General features: G+C 46.2%; 13 protein-coding genes and 2 riboswitches. Of the genes, 8 read left to right on the top strand and 5 right to left on the bottom strand.

Annotated features, from left to right (window positions below):
• Positions 1–120: 120 nt before the first annotated feature.
• The 3 genes from ABH897_RS18760 to ABH897_RS18750 are packed head-to-tail and all read left to right on the top strand — an operon-like array spanning position 121 to position 3,165.
• Positions 121–1,404, top strand: a complete 1,284-nt coding sequence (locus ABH897_RS18760) for an ABC transporter substrate-binding protein (protein WP_404592545.1) — start codon at positions 121–123, stop codon at positions 1,402–1,404.
• Between the two features lie 34 nt (positions 1,405–1,438).
• Positions 1,439–2,314 (top strand): carbohydrate ABC transporter permease, encoded by an 876-nt coding sequence (locus ABH897_RS18755; RefSeq protein WP_283653025.1) that lies wholly within the window; start codon positions 1,439–1,441, stop codon positions 2,312–2,314.
• 23 nt (positions 2,315–2,337) lie between these two features.
• Entirely contained in the window at positions 2,338–3,165 is an 828-nt protein-coding gene (locus tag ABH897_RS18750; protein ID WP_404592544.1) for a carbohydrate ABC transporter permease, read from the top strand.
• Between the two features lie 143 nt (positions 3,166–3,308).
• On the opposite strand, the gene ABH897_RS18745 is transcribed toward ABH897_RS18750, so the two are convergent.
• From ABH897_RS18745 to ABH897_RS18730, 4 genes are all read right to left on the bottom strand, one after another.
• The gene (locus ABH897_RS18745; RefSeq protein WP_404592543.1) at positions 3,309–4,727 is read right to left on the bottom strand and encodes an alanine/glycine:cation symporter family protein; all 1,419 of its coding nucleotides are present in this window, start codon (positions 4,725–4,727) and stop codon (positions 3,309–3,311) included.
• Positions 4,728–4,886: 159 nt separating this feature from the next.
• A riboswitch (glycine riboswitch) is annotated at positions 4,887–4,981 on the bottom strand.
• 17 nt (positions 4,982–4,998) lie between these two features.
• Positions 4,999–5,075, bottom strand: a riboswitch (glycine riboswitch).
• A 191-nt stretch (positions 5,076–5,266) separates the two neighbouring features.
• Positions 5,267–6,724 (bottom strand): glycoside hydrolase family 1 protein, encoded by a 1,458-nt coding sequence (locus tag ABH897_RS18740; protein ID WP_404519635.1) that lies wholly within the window; start codon positions 6,722–6,724, stop codon positions 5,267–5,269.
• Positions 6,725–6,877: 153 nt separating this feature from the next.
• Positions 6,878–7,867, bottom strand: coding sequence for a Gfo/Idh/MocA family protein (locus tag ABH897_RS18735; protein WP_283653029.1), 990 nt, complete (start codon positions 7,865–7,867; stop codon positions 6,878–6,880).
• Between the two features lie 30 nt (positions 7,868–7,897).
• A complete protein-coding gene (locus tag ABH897_RS18730) occupies positions 7,898–8,938 on the bottom strand; it encodes an oxidoreductase (protein WP_283653030.1) in 1,041 nt (346 codons plus the stop codon).
• A gap of 196 nt (positions 8,939–9,134) precedes the next feature.
• Between ABH897_RS18730 and ABH897_RS18725 the strand changes: the two genes are divergently transcribed.
• From ABH897_RS18725 to ABH897_RS18710, 4 genes are all read left to right on the top strand, one after another.
• A complete protein-coding gene (locus ABH897_RS18725; RefSeq protein WP_404519633.1) occupies positions 9,135–10,106 on the top strand; it encodes a LacI family DNA-binding transcriptional regulator in 972 nt (323 codons plus the stop codon).
• A gap of 232 nt (positions 10,107–10,338) precedes the next feature.
• Positions 10,339–11,187: a BglG family transcription antiterminator LicT gene (gene licT / locus ABH897_RS18720; protein WP_404592542.1), complete on the top strand. Its 849-nt coding sequence runs from the start codon at positions 10,339–10,341 to the stop codon at positions 11,185–11,187.
• Between the two features lie 265 nt (positions 11,188–11,452).
• The gene (locus tag ABH897_RS18715) at positions 11,453–13,309 is read left to right on the top strand and encodes a beta-glucoside-specific PTS transporter subunit IIABC (protein ID WP_044645625.1); all 1,857 of its coding nucleotides are present in this window, start codon (positions 11,453–11,455) and stop codon (positions 13,307–13,309) included.
• Between the two features lie 242 nt (positions 13,310–13,551).
• On the top strand, positions 13,552–14,067 hold the full coding sequence (locus ABH897_RS18710) for a thioredoxin family protein (RefSeq protein ID WP_283653031.1): 516 nt from the start codon (positions 13,552–13,554) through the stop codon (positions 14,065–14,067).
• 210 nt (positions 14,068–14,277) lie between these two features.
• Here ABH897_RS18710 and ABH897_RS18705 read toward each other — a convergent pair whose 3' ends face one another.
• Positions 14,278–15,627, bottom strand: a complete 1,350-nt coding sequence (locus tag ABH897_RS18705) for a sugar phosphate nucleotidyltransferase (protein ID WP_283653032.1) — start codon at positions 15,625–15,627, stop codon at positions 14,278–14,280.
• 154 nt (positions 15,628–15,781) lie between these two features.
• Here ABH897_RS18705 and ABH897_RS18700 point away from each other — a divergent pair, with 154 nt between their 5' ends.
• On the top strand, positions 15,782–16,477 hold the full coding sequence (locus tag ABH897_RS18700; RefSeq protein WP_283653033.1) for a response regulator transcription factor: 696 nt from the start codon (positions 15,782–15,784) through the stop codon (positions 16,475–16,477).
• Positions 16,478–16,501: the final 24 nt, after the last annotated feature.

The raw sequence follows: 16,501 nt of genomic DNA, 5'->3' as shown, positions 1-16,501 counted from the left end.
TTTTTTGTTTTTGGTTAAGGCATATGCACATAAATGGATAACAGATTCATATGATGGAGCTAAACCATTCACAACTTGTTCAGCAGGTAGACCAACTCAGACAGCAAGGAGGGAAATGACGTGAAGACAGTACGATGGCTGGTGTTATGTCTTGCTTTCCTCACTATGTTTAGTGGTTGTAGCGGCCCTCTGTCCTCTGAAAGTCATTCATCTGAAAGCAATTTGCCAAACCACAAAAAGATAACGCTTACATTATGGTACTGGAACCGTTCTATTGACGATGAACTACTCGCTCGTGCCGAAAAGCAGTTTCCCGACATTAAATTGAACACCCAAAAAATCGGCGGTGATTTCAAAGCCAAGCTCAAGACGACTCTGGCAGCCCGTTCCGGTGAACCGGACATCGTAGCTTTGAACGACTGGATGGTAGAGTTATTTCCTAGTGCGGATCGTTTTTATGATTTGAGAACACTGGGAGCAGATCAATTCAAGGATCAGTATTTGGAGTGGAAATGGAATCAGGGCATTACCCCTGATGGCAACATGATTGCCTTCCCCATGGACACAGGCCCTACCGCCCTCTTCTATCGCAGTGATCTCTTTGAACAGGCGGGTCTGCCCAGTGATCCTGAAAAGGTCAGTGCTACGATTCGCACATGGGACGACTATATGGTTGCCGGAAAACAGCTTCAGCAAAAGCTCGGAAGTCGTTCGTTTTTAGCTGATAATATTGTAAACGTTTACAATCAGATGCTTGCTCAAAATACAGACCTGTACTTCAAGCCGGACGGCAGCTACATCGGTAATCAATCCCCTCATATCCGTTTGGGCTGGCAAACCGCCGTGGCTTTTCACAAGAAGCATCTACTCGCCAATGCGGATGGCTGGACCCCCGAATGGAATGCTTCGGTCAATAACGGAAAAGTTGCCTCTTTTATAGGTGCAATCTGGATGAAGCAAGTTCTCACGGAGGCTGCGCCGGATACTGCGGGCAAGTGGAGAGTCGCCCGTGCCCCTGGAGGGGACGGCAATTTGGGTGGATCTTTCATTTCCATCCTAAAATCCAGCAAACACCCCAAAGAAGCCTTTGAAGTCCTGACCTGGCTGCAAAACCCGGAACACCAGTTGGAAGCCTACCAAAAAATCGGGCTGTTCCCGTCCACTCCTGGCGTCTATGACGATCCTGCCATGGAGACACCCGAGCCTTTCTTTGGCGGTCAGGCCACTGGACTGATCTTTGCCGCCTCCGCACGTAATGTCAAAAGCAGCTATTTCGGCGAGCGTTATCCTGTCATTCACGGCATTGTGACACGTCGCCTTGCCAATGTCGCCAAGCAGGATGCCGATCCCGATGCATTATGGACGGAAACGATGGACCGAATCGAACGGGAATTACAGCGGTAAAAAATCAAAAATTTAAAAAAGGCGTGTGGTCAATATGCTGAAAGAAATATGGAAGCACCGTGCCGTATATGCCGCAATCTCGCCGTTTTACCTGCTGTTTGGCATCTTCGGCTTGTTTCCGATTGGCTTTTCATTATATCTGGCGTTTCACAAATGGGATGGCATCGGAGATATGACCTATAACGGCTGGGGTAACTTTGGCTATCTTGTGACAGATAACGAATTTTGGCAGGCTGTGGGTAATACCTTTGCGATCTGGGTGTATTCAACGATTCCGATGCTATTTTTTGCACTGATGATTGCCTTCCTGCTTTATGCACCTTTTGTCAAAATGCGTACCCTGTGGAGGGTCGGATTTTTTCTGCCGAACGTGACATCCATTGTGGCTGTTGCCATCATCTTTGGCGCTTTATTTGCCAATAATTTCGGATTTCTCAATTACCTGCTGCAACTCCCGGGCTTGCCTATGATCCAGTGGCTTAATGTGCCGTGGGGGATCCAAATCGCCGTTTCCTCCATGGTTGTATGGAGATGGACCGGCTATAACGCGATCATCTACCTGGCCGGACTCCAGAGTATTCCGCATGTGCTGTATGAAGCTGCGAAAATAGATGGAGCAACTGGAGCGCAAGCTTTCTTCCGCATCACCATTCCTATGCTTCGTCCGGTCATCCTGTTTACCGTAATTACGTCTACCATTGGCGGAATGCAGTTGTTCACCGAGCCGCAGGTGCTGGTCGGTAATGACGGTGGTGCCGGAGCAAGTGGCATGACCATTGTGTTGTATCTGTATCGTGAATCGTTCATTAACAACTATTTTGGATATGGTGCAGCCGTCGGATGGGGCATGTTCCTCATTATTGCCCTGTTCTCCATCGTGAACTGGAAGCTCGTACAAGGCAAAAAATAACGGCAGAAAGGGGGTTCTACAACATGATGCAGGCACGTGTAAAATCCGTTATTTTATATACCGGGCTGTCGGCGGGAATGATTCTGTCGATGTTTCCTTTTTACTGGCTTATCGTCATGGCTACCCGTACAACTTCGGACATCTATCGTTTTCCACCACAGTTATGGTTTGGAAGCCACTTCTGGAGCAATGTGACGAGAGTATTGCAGCAGATTGATTTTGCCGGAGCTTTTTTTAATACGCTTTTTGTAGCCAGCTCCGTTACCCTGTTGGTGCTGTTTTTCGATTCACTGGCCGGGTTTGCATTCGCCAAGTTTGATTTTCCGGGCAAAAAAGCATTATTCATCATTCTGCTGGCTACGATGATGGTCCCTTCCCAACTGTCGCTTGTCCCCTCCTTTGTCATGATGGCCGCCTTTGGATGGGTGGGCACGTTCAAAGCTCTAATCATTCCGGGGATGGTGAATGCCTTCGGCATCTTCTGGATACGCCAATATGCAGAGGAATCCATTCCAAAGGAGTTGCTGGATGCAGGACGGATGGATGGATGCAGCTTTTTTCGGCTGTATTGGAATGTGGCGCTCCCGATTCTACGTCCTGCGTTCGCTTTTCTCGGCGCATTCACCTTCATAGGAGCATGGAATGATTATTTATGGCCGTTAATCATATTAACCGATGAGCGCAAATTTACGCTCCAGATTGCGTTGTCCCAATTAAACGGTATTTACAATACGGATTATGCGATGGTCATTGCTGGCACCCTGTTGGCTGTACTGCCGCTTATCATTTTATTTCTTTTCATTAGCCGCCAGTTTATTTCCGATCTTGCAGCTGGAGCAGTCAAAGATTAGATTTACTGAGTCAGCTTTATCCTGCTCTAAAACGCAAAAAGGGAGTGTCCTCCCAGCCTGTAATGGCTGAGGGACACTCCCTTTCGTTATCCTGGCAAATGATCTTGCAGAGTCAATATTCTTAAATCCGGATATATCGGACTTTACGAGCTGACTGTTTGTCCTTTTTCTTCTATTTCTATGGCTGCTCCTGCACTGGCACCTGCAAGTATTCCCTTTTTCTTGTCAGGATACAAGGAATCCATATAGGTACGGGTTTCTGCAACTACAATTCCCGACAAGCCGAGCAGTGCAATCAAGTTCGGGAAGGCCATCATGGCGTTAAAGATATCTGCCAGCAACCAGATCGCATCCAGCTTAATAAACGCGCCTCCGGCAACCAGCGCAATGAACAGATAACGGTACGGCTTAATCCATTTGACACCCAGCAAATATTCAACACAGCGTTCTCCATAGTAGTTCCAGCCAAGCATCGTGGTGAACGCGAACATAATCAGAATGATTGTGAGCAGTTCCGCACCAAGCGGGAATGCGCTGGAGAAAGCTTGCTGCGTCATCAAGCCCGCATCGGTAGGACCGCTCCATACGCCGCTAACCAGCAGCGTCAGCCCGGTCATCACGCAAATAATCATCGTATCTATAAACACACCTGTCATGGAAATCAACCCTTGCTCCGCAGGCCATTTGGTTTTGGCGGCTGCGGCTGCAATCGGTGCGCTTCCCAATCCGGCCTCATTGGCAAAAATCCCTCTGGCTACCCCGCTGCGCATCGCCAGCATAATCGTAGCCCCGGCAAATCCACCCGTCGCAGACGTCGTGGAAAATGCCGAATGCAGCACAAGCGCGAGTGCGGCAGGAATCTGATCGGCGAACCGAATCAGTACGATCATACAGATCAACACGTACAAGCCTGTTTTGAAGGGGACTACTTTGGTCGATACCTTGGCAATGCTCTTGAGCCCTCCAATGGTAACGAGTCCCGTAAGGGTAGCAATAATCAATGCCGTTACAATTGGCGGAACACCGAAGCTGTTTTCGGTTGAGGATACAATCGCTTTGACCTGAGGAAATGTTCCAATCCCGAACAGCGCTACCAGCATCCCGGAAAAAGCAAACAGCATCGCCAACGGTTTAAAGCGGCGTCCAAGCCCTTTTTCAATATAATACATAGGGCCGCCGGAAAATTGTCCATTCCGATCCTTCACCCGGTATTTTACTGCAAGCACACCTTCCGCATATTTCGTCGCCATCCCGAAAAAGGCTGCAACAACCATCCAGAACAGGGCGCCCGGTCCCCCCAGCTTAATCGCTGTCGCGACGCCGACAATACTTCCTGTACCTACTGTAGCCGCCAGCGCCGTACTCAGGGCCGCAAAGCTGCTGACATCCCCGCTACCTTCATTTGGAGCCTTGCCGATCAGCTTGATCGCCAGAGGCAGGCGAAAAACCTGCAACATTTTTAAACGTATGGTCAGCCACAGACCTGTTCCCATAACGAGAATGATCAGTGGGGCCCCCCATATCCAACTGCTAATCGCTTCTAACACATGTACCAAATTCATTTCAACCCGCTCCTCCAGCATATTAAAAAACAAAAAAGAGTCAAATCCGCTGATTCGACTCCTGGAGAGGTTAAAGGCACGAAAAAATACAACCATCTTGTGCAGGATTCAGCCACTAACAGCTCATAAAAAAGCCTAGGGCATCCCCTGTCACAGGTTATTCGCGTCTCTGTCCTTTTGCCTGAGAGTTTAAGCAGATGATATCTGCGGTGCACCTTCGGCGCCCAATTAAGGGTCTCTCCAGAGTTCTGTCCGTTTACGGTCCCGCTTGTTGCTGTAATCAGCCCAAGCACCTGAGAGTTTTGCCCCTTCGGTCGGAACTTACGTTCCATCTCCCGCAAACATCAACCAGACATATGAAATTGTTTTTTATTATACAGAAAACTTTCAGCTTTTTACAAGTGAAAAATTTGTGAAGTCGTTTGGTTATCTTAAGATGAGCCTATAAAATAAGGGCGGGCGCAGCCAGATTCATCCTCATGATGTTCTCCGCCGCACCCGCCCCCAGACCATATCGGGTTATATTCAGTTAGCTTGGATTACAGTTCTTCGCCGTTAGTGGCAATTACATTTTTGTACCAGTCAAACGAATCCTTCTTGGAGCGCTTCAGTGTTCCGTTACCGTCATCGTCCAGATCAACATAAATAAATCCGTAGCGCTTGGACATTTCGGAAGTAGACATGCTCACAAGGTCGATAGGTCCCCAGCTAGTGTAACCGATCAGATCCACACCGTCCGCAATCGCTTCCTTCATTTGAGCGATATGCTGGCGCAAATAATCAATGCGATACGTGTCGTGAATGGAGCCGTCTTCTTCCACCTTGTCATATGCACCCAAGCCGTTTTCCACGATGAACAGCGGCTTTTGATAGCGGTCATATAATGTGTTCAGCGTAACACGCAGGCCGATCGGATCAATCTGCCAGCCCCAGTCAGAGGATTGCAAATATGGATTTTTCACGCCGCCAATCAGGTTACCCGCTGCCTTCTCGCCTTCCGGACCTGCAGAGACAGTCAAGGTCATGTAATAGCTGAATGAGATGTAATCGACCGTGTTGTTTTTCAGAATTTCGGCATCGCCGGGTTCTGTGTGCAAAACAATATTATTTTCTTCAAAATAACGGTTCATATAATTTGAATATTCCCCACGGGCATGTACATCCGTAAAGAACAGATTCATCTGGTTTTCATGCTGACTTTTCAGCACGTCCTCCGGGTTACACGTATGTGCATAGCTTTCCATACGAGCCAGCATACAGCCGATTTGAGAGCCTGGAATAATCTCATGGCCTCGTTTTGTCGCCAATGCGCTCGCCACAAACTGGTGATGCAGGGCTTGATAGATCGCTTGTTGCTTGTTATCTACACGGTCAATGACCACACCGCCACCTGTGAACGGACTCATCGTCATCACATTGATCTCATTAAAAGTCAGCCAGTATTTCACTTTATCCTTATAACGTGTAAACACAGTTTCGGCATAATTGACGTAGTGTTGTATCACTTCACGACCGAGCCAGCCATTATATCTCTGTGTCAGACCTAGCGGTGTTTCGTAATGGGACAATGTCACCAGTGGCTCTATCCCGTACTTGCGCAGCTCGTCAAATACATTATCGTAAAATTGCAGTCCTGCTTCATTCGGCTCCGCATCATCACCATTCGGGAAAATCCGCGACCAGTTAATGGACATGCGGAAAACCTTAAAGCCCATTTCCGCAAATAATGCGATATCTTCTTTGTAATGATGGAAAAAGTCCACACCTTCGCGCTTTGGAAAACGGGCATTTATCTTACCAGACAAAATGTCTTCGAGTCGCTCGGACGAAATCTCTATAGCATGATCGTTTGTGCGCTCTGCTTTGGGTACATAAGCAATCACGTCCGCACTGGACAATCCTTTTCCATCTACGTCAAAAGCGCCTTCCAATTGGTTAGCTGCGGTTGCCCCGCCCCACAGAAAATTTTTCGGAAATCCTTTTAATATCTTAGTCATAGTATGAGAGCCTCTTTTCTTATTGGATATGTTAAACACTTGTAGAGTATTCCATAACGACCTGAATGGACCAGCCTTTGCCATCCTCGTTGTAAGCAACTTCACATGGGTTGGCAGCTACTAGAACTTATAATACATCCCCTCCTTCTTTAGTTATTTTTGTCCATCTTCAAAATAAATGCCATTTTGATGGCGTAGTTCATTGCTGATCTTCTGAACCTCAATGCTCAATGACTTCAATTCTTCGTAGCGGTCTTTGTCCTTTTCGGCAATGATCCGATAAAATTCCTGAGCCTCGTAAAACATGAAATGATGAGTTTCAGGAGTACTTACAGTATCTGTTTCCTGAGTACGGACATCCAGAACCGATACGTCCGTGATACCAGAGACACCACTGGAGATCATAGTGGCCTGGTCCCCGTAAATTTCAACACGGTTGGTGGTTACAGCATTTTTGGCCAGTTGGATCACCAGTGTAAAATCGGGATACGACAGTAGGATCGGGCCGCCCAAATCCACGCCATTCTCATGCTTTTTGGCACGGTACAAGCCTGATGTAGGGGCTCCAAGCAAATCAATGGCAAAATACAGCGAATACACACCCAGATCCATTAATGCACCCCCGCCATAAGACAGAGAAAAGATATTAGGAGTATCTCCTGAAAGCAACTGATCATACCGGGAGGAAAATTGCATGGAGTACAAGGTGCCACCCTGGATATTGCCCACGCGCTTCAAGTTGTCCTTAAGGCGCAAAAAATTAGGCTCATGGATATGACGAACCGCTTCCAGCAGGTAGCAACCATTTCGGTCAGCCAACTCGTAAGCTTCTCGCAATTCCTGTTCTGTCAGGCTGATCGGTTTTTCGACAATCGCATGTTTGCCATGCTCCAAAAAAAGACGCGCTTGCAGCATGTGCAAGGAATTGGGCGTAGCAATATAAATGGCATCAATATCGGATTGAGCCATCTCTTCCAAACTGTCATACAGCGTAATGTTTTCAAGCTGACACCCGGCGGCAAAAGCTGCGCCTTTGTCCTTATTTCGAACAAAGAGTGCTGTAATTTCCCAGCCGCCAGCTTCCTTCACGGCTTTAACCCATTCTGTGCTGATCCATCCAGTTCCAATCATTCCGAGCTTCATATGGCGTAACTTCCTTTCTTGATGGCGAGCCTATCGCCGGAAATCAACGATTGACGGGGAAGGCTGCTTAAAGCCGCTTTCCAATATTTCGATTGTCAGCAAAATATCCTCGTCCTTAACCAGCTTGGGTGTTCCGTGCACAATGGACTCGTACAACGAGTCATACAATTGTCCATAATCTCCTATTGGCGTAGGAAGTGTTTCCTCGATAGCTTCACTACTTCCGGGCGGAACGTATTTAAGTTTGCCATAGGAAGCGGGATTATCCAGTCCGAAACCTTCCGCATCCGGGGTCTTGCCGGCTTTCAGCCAGGTTTCCTGCTGATCATCTCCCCATTTGACAAAGCTGCCCTTCGTGCCGTGAATAGTGAACTGCGGGTAAGGCAGGCACACCACAAGAGAAGTTTTTACAATCACTTTTTTGTCCGGGTAATATAATATAGTTTCATTGTAATCATCAGCGCCATGAGGAGTACGGATAGACTTGATGTCATATCCGACTTGCTCCGGTCTGCCAAATAAGGCGATGAGCCTGTCCAGCGTATGAACACCGAGTCCATAGTACATTCCGTTAACAGGATTGCCGCCGGGCATACTGGCATTGGGACGGAAATAATCGTAATGGGATTCAATTTCGACGATGTCTCCCAGCTTTCCGGAATGGAGTGCTTCCTTGAACGCCAGATAATCGCTGTCAAACCTCCGGTTTTGATAAGGCATGATGATGAGATTATTTTCCTTGGCGAATTGGATCAGTTCTTGCGCTTGCTCAAGGTTTTCACAAAAAGGCTTTTCCACCAGCACATGCTTGCCATGGGATAGAGCCAATTTTGCATATTCATAATGCGTAGAGGAAGGCGTACATACAACGACGAGTGATATTTCCGGGTCGCCCAGAACGTCCGTAATTTGATCCGAGAACTGAATGTCGGGGTAGGCCGTTTCCATATCCTCCCTCACTTGGCGTGTGAACACTCTCGATACTTGAAAGGCGTCCCTGATCTGAACATAGGGCAGATGATATCTGGTTGTACTTTTGCCAAATCCTAAATATGCAATTTGAATCGTCATTTCGCAAATCCCCTCGTTTCCTAAAGGCTTAGCTTTACGATATCGCAAGTATTGCCAGAATAATACCACAACATGAGGAACGTTTTTTTGAAATGCATCGACAGATGCTATAAAATAGACGTAATGCCCTCATAAGCATCCTAAACGTTGTAACGCGTTTCATGTCAAATAATTTTCATATGTGAGGAGAAGCAGCATGTCGAATCTTGATCAAATTGCCAAACTGGCGGGCTTTTCCAAAGCTACGGTATCCAGAGTGTTAAACAAGTCCCCCCATGTGAGCCGGGAGACGAGAAGTAAGATTTTAAAAATCATGCAGGAGCTGGATTACGTTCCCAACCGGAACGCCATTTCCTTATCCAAGGGTCAGACCCTTCAAATTGGCATCATCACTTCAACCATTAATGAAATTGTTCTCGCATTTCTGAATAGCTTTGTAGAGGTGGCGGGCCAGTACGAATTTCAAACGATAATTTATACTTCGGGAGAAGACAAGAAGAAAGAGCTTCAGGCCTTCGAAGATCTGAAAAGAAAAAGAATTGATGCGCTGGTCATCATTTCCTGTGTAAATGATACCGATTTGTTAAGCACTTATTGCAAGTATGGCCCGATCGTGTCGTGGCAACGAATGGATCATACCGATATTCGCTCCGTCGCCATGGACCAGTACGAAGGATACATGCTGGCGCTAAAACACTTGATACAAAAAGGCTATACTCGTATAGCCAATGCCTTTGGCCGCCCAAGCAGCATCAACACCCACAGCAGACAACGAGCCTATGCGTATATCATGGAGCAGCATAATCTTCCTGTATTGCAGCATTGGAATCAATCTTCCATCTATAACATCCGTGATGGTGAGCAGGTGGTGCGCGATTTGTTACAGTATCGGGACGAATTCCCACAGGCTATTCTGTGCTCCAACGATTATGTGGCGGTTGGTATTCTCTGCGAAGCACGCAGACAACTGCTGAGCGTGCCGGAAGATCTGGCGATCGTCGGGTTTGATAACACGGAGCTCTCGCATACGATGGGCATTACAACCGTTCAGAATCCAATCGAGGCTCAGGCGCAAAATGCCTTTTACATGCTTTCCCCTCAGCTCGTAGGTCGCCAAATGGAGCTGCAACCCCTGCAATACAGCCTCATTGAGCGCACGACTACATAGAGTAACGCTTAACTGAGGGGCTAGGCGAAAGGACCTGTGTTTATAATGTTTTTTGTCGAATAAGAATAAAATATGTTGAAATCGCTTTTTTTTGTGCTACAATAGCACTATATAAAGGATTGTGACCGGTGATGCGGGCAATGCCTGAGTTCAATTGAGTGCTATTGCTAACAATAGTGTTGAATTGTGCTTAGGCATTTTTTATTGGTAAAGGATGGGAGGGGGAACTTCAATGATTATTGAGAAGGTGCTCAATAACAACGTCCTGTTGACTAAAAACGACAAAGGCAAAGAGGTCATCGTGATGGGAAGAGGCATTTCCTTCAAAAAGGTGGCTGGGGACCAAGTCGATGATGATAAAATAGATAAGATTTTCATGTTAAATGAAAACGAGTTCACGGCCAAGCTTACCGAGCTGCTAAACGATATTCCCGTATCTCATCTGGAGGTCGTGAATGAAATCGTAACCCATGCAACGGAAGTGCTGGATACGGAATTAAGCGATAATATTTATTTAACGCTGACCGATCATATTCATTTTGCGATACAGCGGCAAGAGAAGGGGCTCGCGCTCCAAAACGCGATGCTGTATGAGATTAAGCGCTTTTACAAGAAAGAATTTGAGGTTGGGCTGGATGCTCTGCAAAAAATTGAAAATACGCTTGGTGTGAAGCTGGGCGAAGACGAAGCGGGCTTTATCGCATTGCATATGGTGAATGCTCGGGTCGACGGTAACGAAATGAAGTCTACGCTGAAAATGACCGAGATTGTTCAACATATACTGAATATTATTACGTATCATTACGGTATTGTGCTGGACGAGTCCTCTTTTAGCTATTCGAGATTTTTGACGCATTTGCAATATTTTGCGATGCGGGTGATTCGTAAAGAGGTCATTCACAGCGGCGAAGAATTTTTGTACAACCAGGTAAAGCAGACATATACCGAAGCTTTCGCTTGTGCGCAAAAGATCAATGAATATCTGGAAAAAACATACGATCAATATTTAAGCAAGGACGAATATGTATATCTGACCATTCATATTCATCGAGTGACCGAGCGAAATAATATTGCGGAATAACATTGCCAAGTAACAAGTCGAATCATAAATCTGTCTAAAAACTTCATACCTTCATCGTTCATGGATTGTGACTGGTAAGGCAGGCAAAACCTAAACTGATGGTGAAATCGGCGTTTCCTCTATGGAGAGGGTGCGTTGTTTTTACCACGAGTTTAGGTTTTTCTTGTTTACAAGGTTAAAAAGATGCACGCCGGCGCATCTTAGCAACATGAAGTAAACAGAAAGTCCTATCCATAACAAGAATAACCCATAAGGAGTTCTGAACATGAGCGATAAAGAGCTATCCAGAAAAATAGTAACCCTCGTTGGCGGCGAAGAGAATGTCAATTCGGTATTCCATTGCGCTACACGCTTGAGATTTAAATTAAATGATCGTACAAAAGCAGACAAAGCTGCATTGGAAGCAACGCCCGGTGTCATTACGGTGGTTGAAAGCAGCGGCCAGTTTCAAGTTGTCGTCGGCAACAATGTAGGTCAAGTATTTGAGCATATGATGGCAGAAACGAATTTGCAGGATGCCGAAAATGCAGGTGAGAAAAAGGAAGAGTCTTCCGAAAAAACTAACTTTCTTGGTAAAGCCGTCGATGTCATTTCCAGCATTTTTTCGCCTCTCTTGGGCGCTCTTGCCGGAGCCGGTTTGCTCAAAGGGATTCTGGCATTAATTTTGTCACTCCATTGGATTAATGATAAAAGCGGTACGTATCTGATCCTAAGCGCTGCTTCGGACAGCGTATTTTATTTCCTGCCAGTATTTCTGGCTGTTACATCATCCCGTAAATTTAAGACAAACACCTTTGTATCGGTGGCAATCGCCGGAGCTCTGGTCTATCCGGCGGTTATAGCAGCGGTAAGCAACCCGGAAAGATTGGCGTTTCTGGGTATTCCGATCATTCTGATTAATTACAGTTCCAGTGTTATTCCAATTATTCTCGCAGTCTGGGTTCAGTCCTATGTGGAACGCTGGTTCAATTCCTTTATCCATCAGTCGGTGAAAAATATTATCGTTCCGATGCTGGTTTTGCTGGTCGTTATTCCGTTGACATTCCTGGCCTTTGGTCCAATAGGTAACATGATCAGTCAAGGCTTGGCGAACGGCTTTACCTGGGTATACAATTTAAGCCCACTGGTCGCTGGTGCTGTTGCCGGGGCATTCTGGCAAGTGTTTGTTATTTTCGGCGTGCATTGGGGCTTCGTTCCGGTCATGCTGTCGAATATTGCAACATTGGGTTATGACACGATGCTTCCGATGCTTACAGCAGCCGTACTTTCTCAGGCTGGTGCAACATTGGGCGTATTCCTGAAATCCCGAAATACTCAAATGAAGGCTTTGGCAGGTTCCTCTACGCTGGCGGCTGTTTTTGGGATTACAGAACCAACGATTTATGGCGTAACTTTGAAATTGAAAAAGCCATTTATTTATGCTTGTATTTCCGGTGGTATTGGCGGGGCTATTATCGCTTCCGGCGGAGCGACTGCAAAATCCTTCTCCCTGCCTAGTTTGTTGGCATTGCCTACTTATTTTGGTGCTGGATTCTTGTGGCTTGTCATCGGCTTGCTCGTTGCCTTTGTACTTGCAATGGTGCTAGTTATGGTATTGGGCTTTGATGATCCAAAAGAAGAAACTGTCAAAGCAGCACCAACACCTGAGAAGAAAGAAACTGTGATTGAGAAGGAAATTCTCGTAAGTCCGCTGCAAGGTAAAGTGTTGCCACTCGAAGAATCTTCTGATGTCGCTTTTGCCTCAGGGGCTATGGGTAAAGGAATTCTGATTGAACCTACAGAGGGCGTACTGACTTCTCCTGTAAACGGAACAATTACGACGGTATTTCCGACCGGACATGCTATCGGTATTACTTCCAATGACGGAGCAGAAATTTTGATCCACGTTGGCGTGAATACAGTGAAGCTGAAAGGACAATTTTTTGACAAGCGCGTAAAAGAAGGCGACATCGTTACTCAAGGACAACTGCTGCTCGAATTTGACATTGAGCAAATTAAAGCCGCAGGTTACCCGACGGCTACGCCGATCATTGTGACGAATTCTGCTAAGTACCTGGATGTTCTGAAAACAGCAGAATCTGAAGTGAAACGTGAAGACTACTTGATGACAGTAGTTATCTAATCATGAATTAACACAGTAACATTACCTCACGTATAAAAGAAGCTTCCCTTGCGGGGAGCTTCTTTTGCGTTCCTTCCACAGCAGCTTATATTCGCCCTCAGCCAAGCACTTTACAAATATATCCTTTTTTATGTTTATGTCATGATTCGTAGAAAAAAAGTAAAAATGAGACAAGTATTACAGCTAAAAATGGAAATATCGTTTATGGTGTGTATAAGACTGTTAAATAAAGGAGGATTTCTGTGAAAAAAGGATATATTATCGGTTTAAGCGTGATTGTGCTGCTCGTCATTGCTATCGCTATTTCGGCTGTGTTCAAGTTTCAGGATCTCGAGCAGGTTGTTCAGCAGAAAGACAAAGAGATTCAAGCGAGTAAAAGCAATTATCCCGAAATATACGATCACTTGAATGCGGTTACAATTGAGGGTTTTAAGAAGATGATCCAGCAGGACCAAAGTGTGTTTGTTTATGTCGGCAGACCCAGCTGTGGTGACTGCAACCGCTTTGAGCCTAACTTTAACAAGATGATCGAGCAATACAATTTGGGCTCCAAAATCACTTTTTTGAATGTTCACAAAATTCATAAGAACAAGCCAGAATGGAATAAATTCAAAGAGGAATACAATGTAAAGTACACCCCCACCATTGCGGAATTCAGACATGGCAAGCTGGTAGATAAAGTGGAATGGACACCTGAAAGAGATCTCAGTACGGATGTGGTAAAAGAGTGGCTGATTTCCAAGAAACTGATTTTATAAGCATCGTCCTATACCGTGTCTTACGGACAAGCTTACATGCAGAAAAAGGTATTCACGCGTTCACCGCATGGATACCTTTTTGGGGAATTTTCAGATGATTTAAGGTTTTGAAGAAAAACAGTTCCTAACTCGCCTTCACTACCTTATGATAGCATCGTCTGTACCGGCTGGGTCCTATTATTATAGATTTACTTCATACGATATCTAGTGTTAAATGGAGTCGGGAAATTCGTATCTAATAATATCGGTTTCTGACACAATATGCCCAATTTGAGATTCGATGAACTCCAAATCCCCCTCGACAGCACCTATATAATGCTTCGTACCCGACTCTACGACGATAACCTCACCGGGGTTGACCGTTTGCATTATTCCATCGATACAGACGCTTCCCACCCCGGACACAATAGTCCAAACCTCTTTACGGAACTGATGCTCATGATAACTGATAAATCTTCCAGCAGAGATGACTACCCGTTTGGTGACTGTCTGTAAGCCGCTGGTCGCTTGTTGGTGGGACAACACCGTTTGTTTCCCCCAAAAACGCTCCTCAAAGCGAGGGCCAATCTCAATTTCCGTCACCATATCCTTAATCCCTGTGGACGACTGTCGATCGGTCACCAGCACACCATCCGGTCCGGCAACGACGATGATGTCCGGGACATTCCATATGCTAACTGGAATCTCCAGTTCATTGATAATATGCGAATCATGAGAAGCTTCCGAAATATAGCCCGGGCCGCTCAGCTCCGAGCTCCTTTCCCGCACCAGCGAATCCCACGTTCCTAAATCCCTCCACTCCCCATGATACGGAAGCACCGAAAGCTGACGGGTCTGTTCCACCACCGCAATATCGAAGCTTGTTTTGGGTAATTCCGCATAATTTGTCGAAAGAGATTCATAGTTCGATGATAGACCCTTTTGCTCCAGCATGTCCAATAAAAAACCAAGCCTGAAAGCGAACACACCGCAATTCCATAGTGCTCCTTCCCGGATCAGCGCCTCCGAACGAATCAGATCCGGCTTTTCCACAAATGAGCTAACCCTGAGATACGGCTGATTGGGGGAGGGAGATGACGAAGGAACAATATAGCCATATTTGTCAGAAGGCTCCGTTGGAACAGCTCCCATGAGTGCGATGTCACTCCCGGATTGCTCCAATATAGATGGAAGCCTGCGTAAATGCTCGAAAAACTCATCCCCCGCATATCCGTCCACCGGCATGACCCCTACAATCTCGTCGCGCGACGCACCTGCCTGGTCATGTAAGTAGGCCGCAGCCAAGGAAATGGCCGGAAATGTATCCCGCCGGGTTGGCTCCTCAATTACCACAGCGTCCGCCCCAATTTGCCCACGGATCAGCTCAGCTTGAGTTCCACTCGTTGAAAAATAGGCCTCCCCTGCCAAATTTGCTTCAGATAACTGCCGCCAAATCCGTTGCAGCATACTTTCAGGTCGTTCGTCATGACGCAGAATCGTAAGAAACTGCTTGGGGCGACTCTCATTGGACAAAGGCCAGAGACGTTTACCAGAACCTCCAGATAATAAAATCATACGCATTTATGCAACCTTCTTCCTCTAAATTAATAAATACATGCCACCTGGCACTGTTCGTTTTTCATAAATCTGCCGATTACATAAGTATGCATAAATCGCAATTTATGCATGATTACATCATGTATTTGTATACTTGTTTGTACAGGAGCTGTCAGTCATGTCCATTAAAATACTTATCATTGAAGATGAAAAAAGTTTGGCAGATATGATCGCCCTTCATCTTCAGGAAGAAGGTTATCATACCGAACTTATTTACGATTCCAAACAAGCACTTCCGACACTTATGCGTTTTAAGCCTGATATTATTGTGACCGATCTTATGTTTTCCGGTATGGTCGAATGCGCGCTAATCGGCCAACTCCGTCAATATACGACGGTTCCTGTGCTGGTGATCTCCAACAATACCCTTTTGAATATAAGAATTAAAGCATTGGATGACGGAGCGGACGATTTTTTATGCAAGCCATTCAACCTGAGAGAGCTAAATGCTCGTATCAAAGCCTTACTGCGCCGCTCTGGCCGCAACATACCTGCCGAGTCCCAAGCCATAACCAAAAAACTCAAAAAAGTGCGGGTCTGGGTGAATGATTACCGTCGCAGCCTGTTGGTCGATGACCGGGAGGTTGAAGTGACTCAAATTGAATTTTCCATTATAAAAGAGCTATCCTGCTATCCGGGGAAAGTCTTTACCCGCAGCGAGCTGATGGATCGGATTAAAGGCGGAGACGGTGCCTATCTAGATCGCACGATTGACGTACATATCTCCAGTCTCCGCAAAAAAATCGAACGTGACCCCAAAAATCCTCAGCACATCCGTACCGTCTGGGGCCGGGGGTACAAATACGAGATGTAGCCGTGCCTTCTAATGGCTACTGAA

Origin of the sequence: Paenibacillus sp. RC73 (genome assembly GCF_044908085.1) — a bacterium.
Lineage (GTDB): Bacteria > Bacillota > Bacilli > Paenibacillales > Paenibacillaceae > Paenibacillus > Paenibacillus terrae_A.
This window is presented reverse-complemented; position numbering and strand designations above follow the sequence as displayed.